Annotated in this window: 17 protein-coding genes and 2 tRNA genes; 10 read left to right on the top strand and 9 right to left on the bottom strand. The window is 57.9% G+C overall.

What is annotated here, in order from left to right; genetic code table 11:
- Nucleotides 1-922 precede the first annotated feature (922 nt).
- Nucleotides 923-997: transfer RNA gene (locus tag INR77_RS04915), tRNA-Val, on the bottom strand.
- A gap of 107 nt (nucleotides 998-1,104) precedes the next feature.
- Entirely contained in the window at nucleotides 1,105-3,003 is a 1,899-nt protein-coding gene (sppA, locus tag INR77_RS04920; RefSeq protein WP_223072825.1) for a signal peptide peptidase SppA, read from the bottom strand.
- Nucleotides 3,004-3,150: 147 nt separating this feature from the next.
- On the opposite strand from sppA, the gene INR77_RS04925 reads away from it, so the two are divergent.
- Nucleotides 3,151-4,185, top strand: a complete 1,035-nt coding sequence (locus INR77_RS04925) for an aspartate carbamoyltransferase catalytic subunit (RefSeq protein WP_223072826.1) — start codon at nucleotides 3,151-3,153, stop codon at nucleotides 4,183-4,185.
- The gene (locus INR77_RS04930; RefSeq protein ID WP_223072827.1) at nucleotides 4,182-5,423 is read left to right on the top strand and encodes a dihydroorotase family protein; all 1,242 of its coding nucleotides are present in this window, start codon (nucleotides 4,182-4,184) and stop codon (nucleotides 5,421-5,423) included. The genes INR77_RS04925 and INR77_RS04930 overlap by 4 nt, the downstream gene beginning before the upstream one ends.
- Nucleotides 5,424-5,505: 82 nt before the next feature.
- Here the strand turns inward: INR77_RS04930 and INR77_RS04935 are convergent, their stop codons facing one another.
- From INR77_RS04935 to INR77_RS04945, 3 genes are all read right to left on the bottom strand, one after another.
- Entirely contained in the window at nucleotides 5,506-6,927 is a 1,422-nt protein-coding gene (locus INR77_RS04935) for an SPOR domain-containing protein (RefSeq protein WP_223072829.1), read from the bottom strand.
- 62 nt (nucleotides 6,928-6,989) lie between these two features.
- A complete protein-coding gene (locus tag INR77_RS04940; protein ID WP_223072830.1) occupies nucleotides 6,990-7,433 on the bottom strand; it encodes a type II toxin-antitoxin system HicB family antitoxin in 444 nt (147 codons plus the stop codon).
- A gap of 17 nt (nucleotides 7,434-7,450) precedes the next feature.
- A complete protein-coding gene (locus INR77_RS04945; protein WP_223072832.1) occupies nucleotides 7,451-8,173 on the bottom strand; it encodes a ParA family protein in 723 nt (240 codons plus the stop codon).
- A 299-nt stretch (nucleotides 8,174-8,472) separates the two neighbouring features.
- On the opposite strand from INR77_RS04945, the gene INR77_RS04950 reads away from it, so the two are divergent.
- The 4 genes from INR77_RS04950 to bfr all read left to right on the top strand — a co-directional run bounded on the left by INR77_RS04950 (nucleotide 8,473) and on the right by bfr (nucleotide 11,907).
- Nucleotides 8,473-9,528 (top strand): SPOR domain-containing protein, encoded by a 1,056-nt coding sequence (locus INR77_RS04950; RefSeq protein WP_223072833.1) that lies wholly within the window; start codon nucleotides 8,473-8,475, stop codon nucleotides 9,526-9,528.
- Nucleotides 9,529-9,608: 80 nt separating this feature from the next.
- Nucleotides 9,609-10,868 carry a DUF418 domain-containing protein gene (locus INR77_RS04955; protein ID WP_255573943.1) on the top strand — a complete coding sequence of 420 codons (1,260 nt, stop codon included), beginning with the start codon at nucleotides 9,609-9,611 and terminating at the stop codon, nucleotides 10,866-10,868.
- Between the two features lie 148 nt (nucleotides 10,869-11,016).
- A complete protein-coding gene (locus tag INR77_RS04960; protein ID WP_223072835.1) occupies nucleotides 11,017-11,232 on the top strand; it encodes a bacterioferritin-associated ferredoxin in 216 nt (71 codons plus the stop codon).
- Between the two features lie 171 nt (nucleotides 11,233-11,403).
- Nucleotides 11,404-11,907, top strand: coding sequence for a bacterioferritin (gene bfr, locus INR77_RS04965; RefSeq protein ID WP_223072836.1), 504 nt, complete (start codon nucleotides 11,404-11,406; stop codon nucleotides 11,905-11,907).
- Between the two features lie 67 nt (nucleotides 11,908-11,974).
- Here the strand turns inward: bfr and INR77_RS04970 are convergent, their stop codons facing one another.
- A complete protein-coding gene (locus INR77_RS04970; RefSeq protein ID WP_223072838.1) occupies nucleotides 11,975-12,451 on the bottom strand; it encodes a DUF2721 domain-containing protein in 477 nt (158 codons plus the stop codon).
- Entirely contained in the window at nucleotides 12,448-13,899 is a 1,452-nt protein-coding gene (gene der, locus INR77_RS04975; protein ID WP_223072840.1) for a ribosome biogenesis GTPase Der, read from the bottom strand. The genes INR77_RS04970 and der overlap by 4 nt, the downstream gene beginning before the upstream one ends.
- A gap of 177 nt (nucleotides 13,900-14,076) precedes the next feature.
- On the opposite strand from der, the gene INR77_RS04980 reads away from it, so the two are divergent.
- Nucleotides 14,077-14,658, top strand: a complete 582-nt coding sequence (locus INR77_RS04980; protein ID WP_223072841.1) for a CHAP domain-containing protein — start codon at nucleotides 14,077-14,079, stop codon at nucleotides 14,656-14,658.
- 23 nt (nucleotides 14,659-14,681) lie between these two features.
- On the opposite strand, the gene INR77_RS04985 is transcribed toward INR77_RS04980, so the two are convergent.
- Nucleotides 14,682-14,969: a DUF3297 family protein gene (locus INR77_RS04985; protein WP_223072842.1), complete on the bottom strand. Its 288-nt coding sequence runs from the start codon at nucleotides 14,967-14,969 to the stop codon at nucleotides 14,682-14,684.
- A gap of 151 nt (nucleotides 14,970-15,120) precedes the next feature.
- Between INR77_RS04985 and INR77_RS04990 the strand changes: the two genes are divergently transcribed.
- Nucleotides 15,121-15,205, top strand: a tRNA-Leu gene (locus INR77_RS04990).
- 70 nt (nucleotides 15,206-15,275) lie between these two features.
- The gene (gene tig / locus INR77_RS04995) at nucleotides 15,276-16,841 is read left to right on the top strand and encodes a trigger factor (RefSeq protein ID WP_223072843.1); all 1,566 of its coding nucleotides are present in this window, start codon (nucleotides 15,276-15,278) and stop codon (nucleotides 16,839-16,841) included.
- A 70-nt stretch (nucleotides 16,842-16,911) separates the two neighbouring features.
- Here tig and INR77_RS05000 read toward each other — a convergent pair whose 3' ends face one another.
- Nucleotides 16,912-18,498: an amidase gene (locus INR77_RS05000; RefSeq protein WP_255573944.1), complete on the bottom strand. Its 1,587-nt coding sequence runs from the start codon at nucleotides 18,496-18,498 to the stop codon at nucleotides 16,912-16,914.
- Nucleotides 18,499-18,625: 127 nt separating this feature from the next.
- Between INR77_RS05000 and INR77_RS05005 the strand changes: the two genes are divergently transcribed.
- On the top strand, nucleotides 18,626-19,351 hold the full coding sequence (locus INR77_RS05005; RefSeq protein ID WP_223072844.1) for an ATP-dependent Clp protease proteolytic subunit: 726 nt from the start codon (nucleotides 18,626-18,628) through the stop codon (nucleotides 19,349-19,351).
- Nucleotides 19,352-19,382 lie beyond the last annotated feature (31 nt).

The following is a 19,382-nucleotide window of genomic DNA, read 5'->3' on the forward strand; positions in this document are numbered from 1 at the left end:
TTGGCGGCATAGGAAAAATAAGTTCGTGCTTCAGGTGAGTTGGAGCCTTCGGCTCTAAGCCTGCAATTCACCATAGATTGAAAGAGCTGGGGTCCTCGCCTTCGCAGCAATAATGTCTTGCGACCAATCAAAACGATGACTGGCGAACGCGAGCGCTGTAGCTTTCGGAAAAAATCTGGACTCTTTATCTAGCTTTGCTAACCGTATTTGCGGTCCGGAAGCCTCTATCTCGAGTTCAGTTTCCCCTGAAGGCAGCCCAAACGGGATGCCACTTTCGGACCACCCCATATCCGTTAGTAGGGCGATGACGATCCAGTCGCTTTAAGTTGGGACCAACTGCTGTTCCGACGATCGAAGAAAGCCATTCTCTGGGAACCTGGCCTCTGGTCGATTGAGTAGACTTACCACTTTCGCAGCATAGCCGATTGGATTTTGACTCGTTCACTCTAAGGGGGCAATCAGGATTGGGAGTAGTTCCTGTTGGCAATCTCAATGAAGGCCCAAAGGCACCACCGTCCGGCCAAACTCTAACTCAGTGCCGAAAACCCTTCGACTGGGCTCCTTCATTGATCGCGCATTCGCAAAAGGTGTCGTCGGGACAGCGTTGGTAGGCATAGTACCCTCAGATCCGAAGCATCTTTTATCCGCAACAAACAAGCAAATCGGTAATACTATTGCCTAGCTGTTCAACATCGGAAGGTCCGGTCAGGGGATCGCCATGAACCGGAAAGCGTAGTCTGTTGCGAGCTCAGATTACGATTTGCTCAAGTCGAGCACCCTTTGCATGCAGAGCATGGTCAGAGGCTATTGCGAAAAACTTGCTGCTTCTGGCCCATTGACGGAACCGTGGTGCGGCCACCCTCGATTGTTTCATACTGGTTTCATACGTCAGTCAACCAGTCTACCTAAGTCATTGAAAATATGGTGGGCACGGCAAGGATTGAACTTGCGACCCCACCCGTGTGAAGGGTGTGCTCTACCACTGAGCTACGCGCCCGCCCGTTTTGCGTTTGAGGAGCCTGAAAATCCCTCAAGGACAGGGCCGTGCATCTACTGCGCGATAGGCTGCATTGCAAGCGGGCTTTCAGGCGAAAACCGATCGGTTTAGCGCGCAAGCCAGCTGGCGATGAGTTTTGCAAAACCATCGCTGTTATGGGCGGCGGAAGGGCGCACATTATTGGGGCACTCAAGGCAATAAGCCTGCACGCCCTGCGCGCTGGTGAGCAATTGTGCATCGCTGGCAATCTGGCTCAACAGCACCTCGCGTTGGCGCGCGGTCATTGCGAATAGATCGCTCCCGCGAGTTTGTTCCGCCGGAGCTGCTGAATTGGTCAGAAGCTGGCGGATGAGTGAATCGTAACCCGATGGCGATTTACCAAGGAAGCGCGTGCTCCAGTCATCGTCTTCAAGCCCGGCTTGCGCCGCGACCCATTGCAGCGCATCGCCAAGCCCGCCGAACTGATCGACAAGGCCAAGCTGGCGCGCAGTGCCGCCATCCCACACGCGCCCTTGTGCGATTTCATCGACGCGCGCTGTGGTCATATTGCGCGCTTGGGCAACGCGAGTGAGAAATTCTGAATAGGTGTTTTCGACAGAGGCCTGAAGGATGGCGTCAATCTCTGGTGTAAAACCATCAATCAGGTCCGGTTGGCCCGACAGAGGCGTTGTGCGATAGCCGGCTGCATTGACGCCGATTTCAGCGGCGGTGTTTTCAAATGTCGGAATAAAAGCAAAGACGCCGATGGAACCTGTGATCGTCTCTGGCTGAGCAAAAATGCGATCAGCTTTGGTTGCCACCCAATAACCGCCGCTAGCTGCGACATTGGCAAAGGACACCGCAACCGGCACGTCTTTTTCAGCGCGGAAGCGTTCAACCGCAAGGCGAATGTCTTCCGATGCCATGGCAGAGCCGCCGGGGGAATCGACCCGCACCACAAGCCCTTTCACATTATCGTCGATCAAGGCTTCGTCGAGCAGCTTTACGATACGCTCGCCGCCCGCTGCACCCGGACCTGCCTCGCCATCAACGATGGTGCCTGCGATGGTGACAACCGCGATTTCATTGCTGGATGAGCCAGTGCCAGGACCAATATCGGCAAGGTAGGGGGCAAATTCGCTTTTGGCGTAAGCACCCGGTTTCTTGTCGTAAGGATCCTCTCCAGCGACAGTGGCAATGTGTTCGCCAAATTCGACCCGCGTGCCGATTTTATCGACGAGCCCTGCATCAAGCGCTGCTTTGGCAAGGTCGCCCGATGAGCCTTCCACCCAAGCGACGGGATCGCTGATAACCCGGTCGAGCTCCAGTGATGGGCGCGCCTTTTTAACATTAGCCTGCCATTCCTCCCAAAGCGCGCCGTAAAGGCTGGCCTGATTTTCAAGCGCTGCCTCGGAAGGGGCGCTGAGAATATAGGGCTCAACCGCCGATTTGAACGTGCCCACGCGGTAGACGCGCATATTGACCTTGAGCTTGTCGAGGAGGCCAGCGTAATAGAGCCGCGCGCCGCCGGGCCCTGCGATCACTGCGCCGCCCATGGGATCAACCCAAACCTCACTTGCGTGAGAGGCAAGGTGCATATGGTCATCACCATAGCCCAGTGCATAGGTCAAAACCGGCTTTTCGGCTTTGCGCACGCGGTCCATCGCATCGGCGATTTCCTGCATATGAACCTGTCCCCCGCCGATAAATCCGGTGAGGTCAAGAACGACAGCTTTCACCCGGTTATCGCTCGCCGCATGATCAAGCGCGCGCACCATGTCTCGCGCCAGGATTTCAACCGGAGGGGCAGAACCGCTGAGCAGCGTATCGAGCGGGTCGACTTCGCTTTTCTCTTCCACGACAAAGCCGGTCATATCGATGTACAAAGCGCCATCGCGCACCTGACCGGGGTTGGGGGTGGCAGAAAGGATGCTGAACAGCATGACGAAGAACAAAAGCATGAACACAAGGACAAGCCCGTCCTTGATGCCGACGATAATCTTCCACGCTTTGCCCAAAAAGCTCATTTGAATTCCTTGAAAATCTCGACCCTGAACGCGCAAACGAAGGGCATGGTTCCTTGAACCATAAGCACGCAATCGCCAAACTTCTAGGGGAAGCGGTCAAGCTTTGGGTTGAGCGTCGTTCAGAGCTCGACTAAAGGCGTGGCTTTAATGGACAACACGCAAGACCAATGCGCGAGCGACGTTTTGAACTCGGGTCGATTTCCCGATGGACGAAACGCGTTTCCCCACACCAGCCTTACTGGCATAAGCCAGTTGGAACGGCACGAGATCCTCTATCTCCTGGCATCTGCTGAAGAGTGGGTGGAATTGAACCGGGGCAGCAACAAGCGCTCTGAATTGTTGAGCGGGCTCACCATCATCAATGCCTTCTTCGAAAACTCGACCCGCACGCTTTTGTCTTTTGAAATTGCGGGCAAGCGCTTGGGCGCTGATGTCGTCAATATGCACGCCGCGCAATCGAGCGTTAAAAAAGGCGAGACGCTGATTGATACCGCGATCACCCTTAACGCGATGCGCGCCGATGCGATTGTTATTCGCCACGGCTCAAGCGGGGCGACGCAGCTCATTGCGGATAAGGTCGATTGCCCGGTTCTCAACGCAGGCGATGGGCAGCACGAACACCCGACGCAGGCGCTTCTCGATGCGCTGGCGTTGCGCAAAGCATTGGCTGAGCGCGGCGAGGGGAGCGAAGACTTCACCGGGCGAACCATTTTGATCTGTGGTGACATCCTTCACAGCCGCGTCGCGCGCTCAAACATCCTGTGCCTTCAAGCAATGGGTGCCAGCGTTCGCTTATGCTCGCCCCCTGCGCTTATGCCGCAAGGGGTGGAGATGATGGGCGCGCAAGTATTCCATGACTTCGATGCGGCTCTTGAAGGGGTGGATGTTGTCATGATGCTGCGCCTTCAGTCGGAACGTATGTCAGGCCAATTCATCCCCTCGGCGCGCGAATATCATCACCTTTATGGCCTGACGAAAGCGCGGCTTGAGCGGGCGGCGCCTGACGCACTGGTGATGCATCCCGGGCCGATGAACAGGGGCGTAGAGATCGATAGTGAGGTCGCGGACATGATCGGGCGCTCGATCATCACCAGTCAGGTTGAGATGGGCGTCGCGATCCGCATGGCCTGTCTCGATGTGCTGACCCGGAAAACGCGCGGCGTTGAGGGGGGGTCGGCATGAAGCAAACAAACCCCCTCACGATCATCAATGGGCAAATCGTTACGCTGCAAGGCCTTGTTAAAGGCGCGGTGCGATGCGTTGAGGGCTTGATCGAAGCGGTCGGTTCGGATGTCGCGCCGCAAGAAGGTGACGATATTATCGACGCGCGCGGCAAGCTGATTGCACCGGGCATCGTCGATTTTGGTGTCTTTGCGATTGATAAGCCTGCGTTTCATTTTGGCGGGATTACGCGCGCGGCTTTGATGCCCGACCAATCCCCGCCGCTCGATTATCCCAGCCGCGTCAATTACATCGCGAAAAGTGGCAAGCCCGACCTTTGGGTTCACCCACTCGCAGCGGCGACACGCGGGCTTGAGGGGCGCGAGCTTGCCGAGATTGCCTTGATGCGAGAAGCAGGCGCGCGCGGGGTCGCAACCGGTCGCCAATGGATAGCCGATAGCGGCGTGATGCTGCGGCTTTGCCAATATGCCGCGATGCTTGACCTTGTAGTGGTCACCCACGCCGAGGATGCAGCCCTTGTGGGCAATGCGAGCGCCACGGCAGGAGAGATTGCGACACGGTTGGGCCTGCCAAGCGCCCCTGCCGAAGCAGAAGCGCTTGCGATCGCGCGCGACATTGCTCTGGCAGAGCTAAGCGGCGCTCGGCTTCATTTCCGCCAAGTCACGACGGCTGCGGGCTTTGATCTGGTACGAAGCGCCAAGGCCAAAGGCGTTCGCGTCACTTGCGGGATAACGCCCGCGCATTTCATGCTATCCGACCTTGCCACAGTTGATTTCCGCACTTTCACAAGGCTTTCACCGCCTTTGCGCAGCGAAGCTGATCGCAAAGCCGCACTTGCCGCGATTGCGGACGGAACCGTCGATGTGATCGCTAGCGGCCACGACCCACGCGGGCCAGAGGATAAGCGGCTGCCATTTGCGGATGCTGAACCCGGCATGGCAGGAGCAGAGACGTTGCTCGCCATGGTGATGGGGCTGGTGCGTGATGAACACATCGATATGCCGCGCGCATTTGCTCTTTTGAGCGGTAATCCAGCAAATCTTCTAGGTGTGCCTGCGGGGGCGCTTGAAGCCGGGCTGGAGGCCGATATTGCGGTTGTCGATCCCGATGCGCCCTGGGTGGTGAACCGGGCAAAGATGGCCGCGACCGCCGATAATACCCCGTTTGATATGCAAGGGGTCGAGGGCCGGGTGCGCGCGCTGGTCAAAGGCGGCGTTTCTATCACTGACCGGGCATAAAAATGGCCCCCGAAGAGCGGTGGGCTCATCCGGGGGCAGTTTCGCTGAAGCGTCGTAAATTGCTTAAGCGGGGGAAAGTCTCTTAGCGAGCGGCCACACGAACACCGCTTTTCACCGCGCCTGCCGGTGGGCTGGATTTTGCATAAGCAAAGCAGCCGCCGCCCGAACGTTTGACCGAGCCGCAAACTGAACGGGCATCGCGCGCGCCAAAGCCAGCAGCGGCGACACGGAAGAAAGTGCGTCCATTGACTTCGGCTTCGGTGAAGACCGCGTCATGACCGCGCAGGGCCGGATAACGGCGCTGAAATTCTTTCCATTTGGCCTCAGCCACTTCGCGGCTGTTGAACGCGCCAAGCTGAATGAGGTGGGTGTCGGCAGCGCCCGTTTTAGGAGCGCTGGCCTGAGCAGTGCGAGTTGGCGCCGTGCGGGTTGGCGCGGGCTTTGGCGCAGCAGCGCGCGGTGCGGGTGCTGCAGCGGGCTTGGGCGTTGCTTGCACAACTTCGTTTGACACAAACCGGCGTGCGGCAGGTTTCGGTGCGACCGCTGCAACCGACGGGGCGGGAGCAGGAGCCGCAGCCCTCGCCGGAGTTGGCGCGCGATCGCCACCGGTTACACCGTCATAATCTGCAAGGCCCATAGCCATCGCTTCGCTTTCACGCGGTGCCGGGGCGGATGCTTTGACCGGAGCGGGATTTGCGGCAGCCTTGGGCGCTGCAACAGGTGCAGGCTCAGCGCTGGCGAGTTGTTCCACCTCGGCAACCGTGTCCGCAAAGGCTGGGAAGTTGGCAAGCGCAAGGTGTTGCGGTTGGCCTGCATCGTTCACAGGCTTAAGGCCAAGCAGGGTTGAAACGCGCAGCATATGATCTTCTGGACGCGCGCTTGCAGCCCAATCGGAAAGGCGCGCATCAAGCTGATCGGCGGGCACATCTTCTGCGGCCATCACGCGCGCTGCACGCCAATTGCCAGCAAGCGCATAGGCATAGGCAAGGTTTTGACGCGACTTTGGCGAAGTGCTGCCTTCGCGAATGCTCTCGATGAGGATTTGAACGCCTCGCTCGGCTTCACCTGCAAGCGCAAGTGCAAGGCCAAGGTCAGCGCGCGGGACACTGTTCTGGCGCGCTTGAAGTTCGCGTACGGCCGCCGCGTTGTCGCCGATCGCCGTTTTGGCAAGCGCATAGCTTAAGACAGTGCGACCGCGACTGTCGCCAAGTTCCATCGCATCGCCAAATGCGGTTGCTGCCGATGCAAAGCGACCAGCTTCAAGATAGGCGCTGCCGAGGATGGCGCGGTATTCAGGGTCACGTGGGGAGGCGAGCACGGCGGCTTCTGCGTGCGATACGGCCTTGTCCACATTGCCTTTCGCCAAAGCGTTTTCGGCCTTGGTGAACGAAACCTGCGCAGGCGGTGCGGAAGACGCACAGCTGGCAAGCGCAAGGCTCGCAAGCGCAGAGCCCATGATCAGCCCCAATTTGGGACCGCTGGTGCGTGATGAATGACGAGCCATTTTCGTTTCCCCTAGTGGTTTGATTTTCTTCAGTGTCTTCGTCGGTTGAATGAATGTCATGGTCAGCCCTTCCTGACCGCTTTGGGCCTCATGCGCCGGGCAAGGGCATCGAGATCGGCAATTTCGCCGAGCATCTGGTCAAGCGCCTCAGTCACCAGCACTTGCGCGCTTTTGCCCTTCATCGTGGCAGCAAGGCGCAGTTTGAGGTGACGGTCCGGGTCAAGGCGCAAGGTGAAAGCGGCGCGGCGTTCAGGCTTGCTGGCTTTGGCGGCTGCTTTCCTTTGACCTTTGGATTTTTTCTTGGCGCTGCGCTTCGGCTTGCTCGCGCTCGCCTCATCTGCATCGCTTCCCTCTCCCATGTCGTTCCAGCCCAGATCTTCAAGCTGGTCTTCATTGGCGGACATCATACCGGGATAGGGCACAACTTGCGGGCGCATGGCAGGCTTTGCCCCGCCCTTGCGAGCGAGCAGAGTGGGTCCAAGCGAGGCGAAGCTGGCGTCGGACATAGCGCTCGCGGCCGCCTTTACTGCGCCACGCGGCGGCCAAAGCCACCAGCTGGACGTTGGACGCCATTGGGCTGGACCTGTGGACCAGCACCGGGTGAGGCAAAGACCGTGCGGCGGAAGTTCTTTTCCAGACGGTCCGAAATGTATTTCCAAAGCGCAGTGATCTCAGCAGAGCTGCGACCATCAGGCTCGACTTCCATCACCGTGCGGCCATCAATCATGGAGGCGGCAAAATCGGTGCGGTGGTGAAGGGTGATCGGAGCAACGGTGCCGTGCTGTGACAGGGCAACAGCAGCTTCGGATGTGATCTTCGCCTTAGGCGTTGCGGCATTGACGACAAACACCAGCGGCTTGCCAGCGCGCTCGCACAGGTCGACCGTCGCGCCCACAGCGCGCAGATCGTGCGGGCTGGGCCGGGTAGGTACAACGATCAGTTCTGCGACAGAGATCACCGACTGGATCGCCATGGTGATAGCGGGCGGTGTATCGATGACCGCGAGTTTGAACCCTTGCTGGCGCAAAATGGCCAGATCGTTGGCGAGACGCGAAACGGTGGTTTGGGCAAAGGCGGGATATTCCGCCTCGCGTTCATTCCACCAGTCGGCAAGCGAGCCTTGTGGGTCAATATCGATCAGCACGACCGGACCTGCGCCTGCGCGCTGAGCCTGGACGGCCAGATGCCCGGACAAGGTTGTCTTGCCTGATCCGCCTTTCTGCGATGCCAATGCGAGTACGCGCAAAACCGGTCCCCCTGGAATTTCGTGACCATGTGTGAGCCGCACAATTGCGGCCTTTCCAAAGAGGGAAATCGCAGACTACCCCTAATTTTGGGTTAATGCGTTATGCTCTCGTTTTGGCGGTGTTCACCATCGCGCGCTGCTGCTGTGCCTTTCCGGGTGCGAGCGGCAGGGGTTTACTCGGCTCATATCAACGAAATGCTAACCATTATAAGGCTAGGGATTGCACCATATCTCGCGCGCGAAACCAGTTATTTGCGCGGCTAACCAATTGGTGAAACTGTCAAAGGGCATAAGGCACAATGGCTCATTTTAATCACACAGGACCGACCCGGCTTCGCATTTTTGCAGGCGCGAGCGCTCTTGCAGCTGCTGTCATCGCAGTGCCTGCTGCTGCCGATGTCAAACAAGGGGTCGATGCGTGGTCGGCTGGCAATTACACTCAGGCGGTGAGCGAATGGCAATTGCCCGCCGAAAATGGTGATGCCGATGCTTTGTTTAACCTTGCGCAGGCCTATCGCCTTGGCCGCGGTGTTCCTGCCGACATCAACCGTGCTCGTGCCCTGTATGAGCAAGCCGCACAGCGCGGCCATGTGAAGGCAGCGGATAATTTCGGCCTTTTGCTGTTTCAGCAAGGCGAGCAGGCAAAGGCCATGCCCTTGATCAAGGACGCATCAGATCGCGGCGACCCGCGCGCGCAATATGTACTGGGCCTGGCGCATTTCAACGCAGACTATGCGGACAAGGACTGGGTGCGCGCTTATGCGCTTTTGACTCTGGCGAATGGCAAAGGTTTGCCTCAGGCCGCCACCGCGCTTCAACAAATGGACCAATATGTGCCCATGGCGCAGCGCCAGCAGGCGCAATCGCTTGCGCGCCAGCTCGAACAAGAAGCAGCCCAGCGTCGCAGCGCGGAACTGGCAGCGATTGATCTGGGGCAACCAGCGCCAGCCACGCCATCTTCCATTCCGGCGGTGGCATCCGCACGAGCATCCGCACCAGCACCCACACCGCAACCCGTCTTTGTTGAGCAAGCCCCTCAACGCGCTGCGCCTGCTCAAGCCTCCTACACTCCGGCTCCCGCTCCGCTTCCTGCACCCGCATCGTCAACGCCTTCAGCGACGCGCACGGGGAAATGGCGCGTGCAATTGGGGGCCTTTGGCGTATCGAGCAACGCAGACCGCCTGTGGGCTAAGCTGCAATCGAACCCGGCGCTTTCCGGTACTAGCAAAGCGCTTGTCCCCGGCGGCAATGTGACCCGTCTGCAAGCGGTGGGTTTCTACAGCCGCGCCGAGGCACAGCGCGCCTGTGACGCTCTCAAGCGCCAAGGCCAAGGATGCCTCGTAAAGCAGCCGTAACCCTTTTCACCCTCTCTCCCCCTTCCCCTGAGCCGCAGCGCTGCTAGTTTCGCGCTGCATTAAAGGCTCAGGGGAATTTTATGTCATCGGCGCAAGGGCCATCAGCGGGACCAGTAACCGCCAAAGACCGGATCGAAACGCTCGATTTTGTGCGCGGGATTGCCGTGATGGGCATTCTTGTGGCGAATATCGTCGCCTTTGGTCAGCCGTTTAGCGCCTATACCTATCCCAGCGCATGGATTGGCGGATCCGGTGATCCGGACGGCTGGTTATGGATTGCGCAATTCGTTCTCATTGATGGCAAGATGCGCGTGCTCTTCACTCTCTTGTTCGGTGCGGGCGTCTATCTGTTTATGGAGCGCGCTTGGGGGCGAGGGCAGACGCGCTGGCTTCAGGCGTGGCGATTGCTTATCCTGCTTGCCATTGGCCTTATTCATTTCTTCTTCCTGTGGCAGGGCGATATTCTGGCTCTTTATGGGATGTGCGGGCTGGGAGTGCTTCCTTTGCTCAAATTGTCACTCAAACGCATGATGGGCATTGGCGTGACCGCCTATGTTGTCGGCGCGCTTATTCTGGGCGCGATCATGGCGCCGCTTGGCTTTATGGCGGATAGCCCGGCGAGAGGCGAGGCCGGCATGGTGGAGTTCCAAGACGCGCTGGCCACGGGTAAGGCGCAAACGCTTGAAAAAGATGCAGCGCTAAGCAAGCTCAAGCTTGAGGGAAGCTATGGCGAAATCGTCGCGCACAAGCTTTCTGAAAACACCTTTGATCCCTTCATCAATGCGTGGCTCATCGTCTTTGAGTGCATTCCGATGATGCTGATCGGGATGGCGCTGTATCGGATGGGATTTTTCAGCGGCGGCGTGCCACCAAGCGACCTTAAGAAATGGGGCTGGATTGGATTGCTCATTGGCGCCTTGGGTAATCTCGCCATCGCTTTATATGTGCAAGGCGCAGGCTTTAGCTATTACAGCACGATTTCGGCGTTCTTTGGCCTCTCACCATTTCCGCGCGCGATCATGGCGCTTGGCATTGCCGCGCTTTTGGTTGCCTATTCACCAGCATGGAGCGGCTGGCTTGCTGTCCGGATAAGGGCAGCGGGGCGCGCGGCTTTTACCAATTACCTTGGCACATCGGTGGTAATGGTATTCCTGATGCACGGCTGGGCACTTGGTCTTTATGGCGAGCTTTCTAGGCCTGAGCTTTATCTTGTCGTGCTGGCCTGCTGGGCGGTGATGCTCGCCTGGTCAAAGCCTTGGCTCGAACGCTATCGTTATGGCCCGCTGGAGTGGCTGTGGCGATGCCTGACCTATCGGCAGGTTTTCCCGCTCAAGCGATAAACCAAGGTGATTCGTCTTGGGATTGCGGGAGCGCCTTTGGAAAAAGCCCCCGTCCACGCACAAATAAGCTTGCTATTGCGATTAATTCGCATATCTAGGTGTTGCAAACGCTTCGCAGGAGTGATTCTTGCGCGGCAGAGAGGGCCTTATGTACACTTGCATCTGCAACGCCATTCGCGAAACCGACCTTCGGGCCGCCGCCGTTCAATCGGGTGGCGATGCGGAAACGGTCTATGCGACGCTTGGAAAGCGCCCGAATTGCGGACAGTGCCTTGAGAAGGCTCAAAAATTGATCGAGGAAGAGCGCGCGCTTATCGCCAGTCTCGATCCGCAAGCCAAGCGCTGCAAAGAAGTCGCATTATAAGGCGCGCAGCCGCAATTGCGAGCCGCTCTCAAGCAACTGATTCCAAATGCAATTTTTCACCCTTCCCCTTGCTAGAGGGCAGGGCGAGCCTCTATATATGGTCCTATAAAGGGTCAGGCATTGATCTGGCTCAAACCCCGTAGGCCAACGCATAATAGAGGATACAATCCTATGAAGGGCGATCCCAAAGTCATCGAATTCCTGAACAAGGCGCTCACCAATGAGCTGACCGCGATCAATCAATACTGGCTGCACTACCGCGTGCTTGCCGATTGGGGCGTCACCAAACTGGCTGAATATGAACGGCACGAGAGCATCGAAGAGATGCAGCACGCCGACCGCCTCGCCGAACGCATCCTGTTTCTCAACGGCCTTCCCAACTTTCAGGCGATCCACAATCTGAAGGTTGGCGAGGATGTGAAGGAAATTCTCGAAGCTGACCTTGCGCTCGAGATGGAGGCCATCCCGCTCCTTCGCGACGCGGCGGAATATGCCAAGAGCGTGCGTGACTACACCTCGGAGCAGATATTCGAAGACATTCTTGCCAACGAAGAAGAACACGTCGATTTTCTGGAAACCCAATTCGATATGATCGAGAAAATGGGCATCCAGAATTACGTCCAGTTGCAAAGCCACCCCGCGGGAGAGGGCGAAACAAAAGCCGGGACGAATTAAAGGCGTTCAAGTTTACCAGAAGGGCGGGGCGGCAATGTCCCCGCCTTTTTTGCGCCCACAGGGGTCGTTAGGGTCGCGCGTCTATCTTCGGCCCGTCTGCTGCAAGCAGCGTTTCGCGGAAGAAATAGATCAACCCTGTGATCAAAAGCGCCACCGTCACTACCCATAAAACCGCGACAACCGTCCCGATCCTGGGCTCGATATAGGCCGAGACAAACAGGATCGCGATGACGAAGCTGATGACCACGGCTGCAGCGGTCGAGAATTTGATCGCCACGCGCACCAGACGGCGGCGTTTGCGCAGCCATTCGACTTCGCTCGCGTGAGCGATGTCATCGTTGTCCTTGTCGCTATCGGCAAGGCGTTCAATCCGCCCCGCGATCCAGATGATGCGCGCCATCATCACATTCATAATGCTGCCAATGCCAACCAGAAGGAAAGCGGGCGCCAAGCTAAGCTCGACGGCGCGAAGGACGCGCGGTGTGTCCGCTGTCCGGGCGAGGATTTCGCTGGCAACGCTGGCGGTGAGAAGCTCGAACATCATGATTTCTTATTGCCGCTGGAGTAGTTTCCGCCTCCACCGCGATTGGCATTGTAGGGGTTCTTAGGGCTTTTGAGCGTCACACGCACCGGTACGGCTTCAAAGCCCAGCTTAGAGCGGATGCCGTTGATCAAATAACGCTCATAACTCTTGGGAAGGTCATCAAGGCGGCTCCCGAAGACCACAAAGCGGGGAGGGCGGGTGCCAGCCTGCGTGATGTAGCGCAGTTTGATCCGGCGGCCACCGGGCGCAGGCGGCGGATTGGCGGCGAGCGCATCGTCGAACCAACGGTTGAGCGCCGCAGTGGGCACGCGCTTCGACCAGCTATCGCGCAAGGTAAACGCCGCACCAAGCATCGTATCGAGCCCTTTGCCGGTCTTGGCGCTCACTGAGAACACCGGAAGGCCGCGAACCTGTGCCAGACCATCGTGCAGCGCGGCTTTGATCCCGTTAAAGAGCGATGAGGCGTTTTCGGCCACATCCCATTTGTTGATCGCAACCATAAGCGCGCGGCCCTCTTCCAGAGCAAGCGCCGCGATTTTGAGGTCTTGGTGTTCAAGCCCCTGTGTCGCATCAAGCAGCAGCACGACCACCTCGGCAAAGTCCACCGCGCGCCGGGCGTCTGCGACAGATAGCTTTTCCAGCTTTTCCGTCACATTGCGTTTTTTACGCATCCCTGCGGTGTCTATGAGGCGAATTTCGCGCGTGTCGCCTGTTTTCGGGTCAGTCCATTCCCAATCGATGGCGATGGAATCGCGGGTGATCCCGGCTTCTGGCCCTGTCAAAAGCCGATCTTCGCCCAGTAGGCGGTTGATCAGTGTCGATTTGCCAGCATTGGGGCGACCTACGATGGCGAGCTTCAATGGCCCAAGCGGCGCATTTTCTTCGTCCTCGTATTCTTCATCGCGCGGCGCATTGGCTGCGGCTTCTGCTGCGTCGGCCTTCTCGCCAATGATAGGCCAGAGCCCGCCGAAAAGATCGGCAATCCCTTCGCCATGTTCAGCTGAGACGGCGACAGGCTCGCCAAAGCCGAGTTCATAGCTTTCCAAAACGCCCGCTTCGCCCGATTTGCCTTCGGCCTTATTGGCGACCAGTACGATCGGCACGTCATGTTCGCGAAGGTAGCGCGCAATTTCATTGTCGAGTGGGGTCAGGCCTGCGCGCGCGTCCACTACGAACATCGCCGCATCTGCACCCTCAAGGCTCGCCTCGGTTTGTTTGCGCATCCGGCCGGGCAGCGAAAGCTCGTCCTCATCCTCCCATCCGGCGGTATCGACCACGGTAAACTGCAAGCCCGCAATCTCCGCATCGCCCATCCGCCGGTCGCGGGTCACGCCGGGTTGGTCATCGACCAGCGCAAGTTTCTTGCCCACTAGCCGATTGAACAGCGTGCTCTTCCCCACATTGGGGCGTCCGATAATGATGACAGTGGGTTTTTCGACGGGTTTCATTGGCTCAGCTTGCATGGATGTATCGCCGCCAAGTGGGCCTTTGCGGGCGAATTGGCAAGGTTTGTCACTATACCGCCCGAAACTGTCACGATCCGTAAAATCCGCAAACAGCGTAAACCCGGCATTAACCCTTCTCTAAAGGCACATATCAAGATTACCGGGTCATTAGGGGTAATTATGAATTGCCACCTTAAACCTTTTGTCGCTGCCGGAATTGCTCTGGCGAGTGTTTCACTTGTGTCGGCCCCCGCCCCATTGGCGGCGCAGAGTTCCTCTTATCTGCAATGTGTGCCTTATGCCCGCGAGCTTTCGGGCGTGGACATCTATGGCGATGCGCGCACATGGTGGGATCAGGCCGATGGCAAATATGCGCGCGGTCGCCGCCCTCAGGAGGGCGCTGTGATGGTGTTCAAACCGCATCGCAATATGCGCCTTGGCCATGTCGCCTATGTCAGCAAAATCGTCGATTCGCGCAAAGTGCTGCTCACCCATGCCAATTGGTCAGAGATCAACGGACGGCGCGGGCAGATTGAACGAAGCGTTCCGGCAATCGACGTATCGCCCAACAATGACTGGAGCGAAGTGCGCGTCTGGTATCACCCGATCCAAGGGTTGGGCCGCACGCATTGGCCGCTGCACGGCTTCATCTATGCAGACGAGATGTCCCAGCCACAGCCCGCCATGCCGCGCGTTCGCGGACCTGTCCGTGTACAGCCGAGCCGTGAGTTCGTGAATGCCTTTGCCCGGTTCAGCCGTTAGGGCTGCAAAGGCAAAAGCCGGGGCTAGCCCTTCTTGGCAACCGGCGGATTGTCACCGAGGTCTTCGAACCATGCTTCGACCGGGCCGTTCAGCTTCAAGGTAAGCGGTTGGCCACGACGGTCCACCGTCTTGCCGGCCTGTACCCGAACCCAGCCTTCTGAGATCGAGTATTCCTCAATATCGGTGCGCACGCGGTCTTTGAACCGAATGCCAACGCCGCGTTGAAGCACCTCGGCGTCGAAGGCGGGGTTGCTTGGATTTACCGACAAATGGTCGGGCGGAACGTCCGCTGGATTTGTTTGGTCACTCATGGGCCAGAGCCCATAATCGCCTCTTCATCGCGAAACAAGCGTGCTTAGTCGCAGCCAAGGCGCTTGCCCTTTTGTGTGGAGGGCTCTAGGGGGCCTGTTCTGACGCGCGCGGGAGGCCCTTTGGTTTTCCCGCGCGGCTTCGTTCGGATATGCGGGCGTGGCGAAATTGGTAGACGCGCCAGATTTAGGTTCTGGTATCGCAAGATGTGGGGGTTCGAGTCCCTTCGCCCGCACCAACTTCGCCCTTCGGCAGGTCCGGCGTTGAGATGAATTTTTCTGTTTTACAAAGGCATAAAGTACCACCTCATGGCAATTAAGCAGACCACTAACGAAGGCCTCAAGCGCGGTTACGAGATCACGCTCACCGCCGCTGAAATCGCCGCGAAGATCGAAGCTGAGATCAAAAAGATCGCGCCGCAGGTGAAGATGCCAGGCTTCCGCCCCGGCAAAGTGCCAGCGAATCTCGTCAAGAAAATGCACGGTGAGCAAATCCACGGCCAAACGGTCAATGATATGATTCGCGAATCGGTCGATGGCCTCATTGCTGATGAAAACCTGCGTCCAGCCATGCAGCCAGCGGTTTCGCTTGGCGAGGGCTATGAAGAAGGCAAGGATGCCGTCATCACGGTTGAGCTTGAAGTGCTTCCAGAGGTTGAAGCACCAAGCACTGAAGGCCTCAAGCTTGAAAAGCTGACCGTTCCAGTCAGCGACGAAGCGCTTGAAGAGGCGATTGCCAACATTGCGGGCTCGAACAAGAGTTATAAGGATGCCGCCAAGACCAAAAAGGCGGCTGAAGGCAACCAGCTGATCATCGACTTTGTCGGTAAGCTTGATGGTGAAGAGTTTGAAGGCGGCAAAGCTGAAGATGCACCACTGGTGATCGGTTCCGGCGCATTCATTCCCGGTTTTGAAGAGCAGCTTGTTGGCGTGAAGACAGGTGATGAGAAAACCATCACTGTGACCTTCCCCGAAGATTATCAGGCCGAACATCTCGCCGGTAAAGAGGCGACTTTTGACGTGACGGTTAAGGCTGTGAAGGTCGAAACCGAAACCAAGATCGACGACGAGTTCGCCAAGAACCTCGGCCTCGACAGCCTCGATAAGCTCAAAGAAATCATGACGGGTCAGCTTGAACAGCAGACCGCAGGGCTCACCCGCACTCAAATGAAGCGCCAGTTGCTCGATCAACTTGCCGCTGGTCACGACTTTGAAGTGCCAAGCCAGATGGTAGAGGCCGAGTTCGAACAAATCTGGGCTCAGCTGCAACAAGAAGCGGCCAAGGAAGAAGATCCCGAAGCAGCGATCAAAGAGATCGAAGCTGAAAAGGACGATTACAAGGCGATCGCAGAGCGCCGCGTGCGTTTGGGCCTTCTCCTTTCCGAAATCGGTCAGGCGAACAATGTCGAAGTGACCGCGCAGGAAATGCAAATGCTGATCCAGCAGGCGGCACAGCAATATCGCCAGGAAGATCGTGAGCGTTTCGTTCAGTACATTCAGCAAGACCCAATGGCCGCCGCTCAACTGCGTGCACCGCTTTATGAAGACAAGGTCGTCGACTTCCTCTTCGACAAGGCCGAAGTGACCGAGCGCGAAGTGACGCTTGAAGAGCTTCAGGCTGCGATTGAAGCGGACGAAGAGGCTGAGGCTGAAAAGGCTAAGAAAGCCCCTGCCAAGAAGAAGGCTCCGGCCAAGAAAGCGGCTGCGAAAAAGGCTCCTGCCAAGAAGACAGCAGCCAAGTCTGACGAGAAGGAAGAGGCGAAGAAAGCCCCCGCCAAGAAGCCAGCTGCTAAGAAAGCACCCGCAAAGAAGGCACCGGCCAAAAAGCCAGCGGCTAAAAAGGCTCCTGCTAAGAAAGCCGCTGATAAGAAGTAAGCTTTCAGCCTAGAGTTATAGAATTGCTAGAAGCCCCGCCCGGGAATTCCTTGGGCGGGGCTTTTTCTTATCAGTCTTCGGCTGACCAACGCTTGAAGCTTGGGGTAGGCAGCTCAGCGCTGCGCGCCCGCTCGTAAGCCGCGCCCACCTTCAACACCTCATGATCAGCCCATTTCGCGCCGAAAAAGCTGATCCCGACTGGCAGACGCTCAACCTCACCCATTGGCACGGTCAAATGCGGATAGCCCGCGACCGCTGCGGGCGTTCCAAAGCCGATTGAGCCGTTGAATTGATCGCCCAGCACGAGGTCGCTCATCCACGCAGGGCCTCTTGTAGGAGCGGTGAGGAACTGCACATTGTGCGTCGCCAATAAGTGATCAAGCGTCTCTTCCCCTGCAATTCGTAGGGCCTTGGCGCGCGCTTCCTCGTAAGCTTTGCGGTCGGTGGTTGTTTCAGCAAGCTCGAACAGGCCTTGATCAAACCAGCGCATTTCCGCCTCGCTGCTTCTGTTAAAGGCGATGAGGTCAGCGAGGCTTCGTGGTGTGTCTGCCCCGTCAATCTCCGGGATGGAGGCCAAGTATTTGCCCATCTCTTTGCGCAGTTCGTACATCAGCACGGTAAAGCTCGCGTCCCAAATTTCCTCGTTCATCTCGAACTCAATATCGACCAGCTCCGCGCCCGCTGCCTCAAGGTCGGCCAGCGCCGTTTCAAACACGCGTGCGACCCGCGCATCATTGCCGATCTGACTGCGCATCACTCCGATCCGCACGCCTTTAAGCGAAAAATCGGCAAGCCCTGCGGTGTAGTCGCTGACCCGAACCGCCTCCAAAGTGGCGGCATCGGCCTCGTCCTCTCCTGCAATCGCGGTTAGCAGAAGGGCAGCGTCGTGCACTGTCTTGGCCATGGGGCCGGCGGTATCCTGCGTCGAAGAAATCGGCACCACATGGGTTCTGCTGACGATGCCAACGCTGGGCTTGAAACCGACCACTCCATTTATGCTCGCAGGGCAGGTGATTGAGCCATTTGTCTCCGTCCCAATCGCGGCCCAGGCAAAGCCGGCCGCAACTGCCGCGCCGCTTCCTGACGAAGAACCGCAAGAATTGCGGTCGATAGCGTGAGGATTGCGAGTGAGGCCGCCAATCGCGCTCCACCCGCTGGTGGAATCATCGGAGCGGATGTTGGCCCATTCGCTAAGGTTCGTCTTGCCCAGCACAACACCGCCTGCAGCGCGCAGATTTGCGATCAAAGGTGCATCGCGGCCGGTCATATTGTCCTTTAGCGCAAGGCTGCCGGCGGTGGTGGGCAATTCGCGCGTTTCGATATTGTCCTTCACCAAAACCGTGCGTGCATCGAGTGGCAATCCGCGCCGCTGCAATTGGCGGACCTGTCTTGTGATATCGGGTGCCAGCGCGATGACCGAATTGATACCGTCCGGCCCGCCGTCAAGCGTGACAATACGGTAGATTTGTCCGACCGCGCGCCCTTCCGCCATAGTGGTCGCGGGCTCCACCCCCGGTGGCAAGTCAATGCGCTGCGGCGTGATCTCTATCGTTGGCGCAGGCTTGCGTAATGGTTCTGATTTCGCGGTCAGCGGTGTCGACGGTAGAGCGATGGCCGCAATGCTTGCAGCGAGTAGCAGGGAACTGCGTGATTTCATGGCTCAATTGTTTGCACTTTTGCCTCTTTTTCCCAAGAGGAAAGTTAATGCCCTTGAACAATGCGCCCGCGCGTCCGACATAGGCGGCCTGGCCTTCTGGCAACATTTTGGATGAGGATTAAATTCGATGATCGACCTGTTTGGCAATTCTGGCGAAACTTTTGGCGCACAAGGTCAGTTTGGGCATGACCCGATCACTGGCGCATTGGTGCCGACGGTCGTCGAACAATCCAGCCGGGGTGAGCGCGCGTTTGACATCTTCTCACGCCTTCTGCGTGAGCGCATCGTCTTTGTAACAGGACAGGTTGAGGACAATATGGCCTCGCTCATCGTTGCGCAGCTGCTTTTCCTTGAGAGCGAAAACCCATCCAAGCCGATCAGTATGTACATCAATTCGCCCGGCGGTGTTGTGACCGCTGGGATGGCGATCCATGACACGATGCAATACATCAAGCCTAAGGTGTCGACCGTGTGCATCGGTCAGGCGGCCTCAATGGGCAGCTTCCTTTTGGCAGCTGGCGAACCCGGTATGCGCGTTGCTCTTCCCAATGCGCGGATCATGGTCCACCAGCCATCAGGCGGCGCGCGCGGCATGGCCTCGGACATCGAAATTCAGGCGCGCGAGATCTTGCGCATTCGCACCCGCTTGAATGACCTTTATGTGAAATACACCGGCCAATCGCTCGACGATATCGAAGCGGCTATGGACCGCGACACCTTCCTTGAGGCAGCAGAGGCCAAGAAGTTCGGTCTGGTCGATAAAGTTTTCGAAACGCGTCCTGAGGCTGGTGATGAAACCGGCGAGGGAAGCGTTGGGACCGATGAAAAGGGTTCAGGCGGCGCCCCTGAATAAGGTTTAAGCATGGCAGAGATTGTCGCCCCAT

Source organism: Erythrobacter sp. SCSIO 43205, from assembly GCF_019904235.1.
GTDB lineage: Bacteria > Pseudomonadota > Alphaproteobacteria > Sphingomonadales > Sphingomonadaceae > Erythrobacter.

Bases quoted from the DNA above. Each gene is read 5' to 3' on its own strand.
- INR77_RS04980 (WP_223072841.1), top strand. From the start codon at position 14,077: ATGAATTGCCACCTTAAACCTTTTGTCGCTGCCGGAATTGCTCTGGCG.
- der (WP_223072840.1), bottom strand. From the start codon at position 13,899: ATGAAACCCGTCGAAAAACCCACTGTCATCATTATCGGACGCCCCAAT.
- INR77_RS04970 (WP_223072838.1), bottom strand. From the start codon at position 12,451: ATGATGTTCGAGCTTCTCACCGCCAGCGTTGCCAGCGAAATCCTCGCC.
- INR77_RS04930 (WP_223072827.1), top strand. From the start codon at position 4,182: ATGAAGCAAACAAACCCCCTCACGATCATCAATGGGCAAATCGTTACG.
- bfr (WP_223072836.1), top strand. From the start codon at position 11,404: ATGAAGGGCGATCCCAAAGTCATCGAATTCCTGAACAAGGCGCTCACC.
- INR77_RS04940 (WP_223072830.1), bottom strand. From the start codon at position 7,433: ATGTCCGACGCCAGCTTCGCCTCGCTTGGACCCACTCTGCTCGCTCGC.
- INR77_RS04955 (WP_255573943.1), top strand. From the start codon at position 9,609: ATGTCATCGGCGCAAGGGCCATCAGCGGGACCAGTAACCGCCAAAGAC.
- INR77_RS04950 (WP_223072833.1), top strand. From the start codon at position 8,473: ATGGCTCATTTTAATCACACAGGACCGACCCGGCTTCGCATTTTTGCA.
- sppA (WP_223072825.1), bottom strand. From the start codon at position 3,003: ATGAGCTTTTTGGGCAAAGCGTGGAAGATTATCGTCGGCATCAAGGAC.
- INR77_RS04925 (WP_223072826.1), top strand. From the start codon at position 3,151: ATGGACAACACGCAAGACCAATGCGCGAGCGACGTTTTGAACTCGGGT.
- tig (WP_223072843.1), top strand. From the start codon at position 15,276: ATGGCAATTAAGCAGACCACTAACGAAGGCCTCAAGCGCGGTTACGAG.
- INR77_RS05005 (WP_223072844.1), top strand. From the start codon at position 18,626: ATGATCGACCTGTTTGGCAATTCTGGCGAAACTTTTGGCGCACAAGGT.
- INR77_RS04960 (WP_223072835.1), top strand. From the start codon at position 11,017: ATGTACACTTGCATCTGCAACGCCATTCGCGAAACCGACCTTCGGGCC.
- INR77_RS04935 (WP_223072829.1), bottom strand. From the start codon at position 6,927: ATGGCTCGTCATTCATCACGCACCAGCGGTCCCAAATTGGGGCTGATC.
- INR77_RS04985 (WP_223072842.1), bottom strand. From the start codon at position 14,969: ATGAGTGACCAAACAAATCCAGCGGACGTTCCGCCCGACCATTTGTCG.
- INR77_RS05000 (WP_255573944.1), bottom strand. From the start codon at position 18,498: ATGAAATCACGCAGTTCCCTGCTACTCGCTGCAAGCATTGCGGCCATC.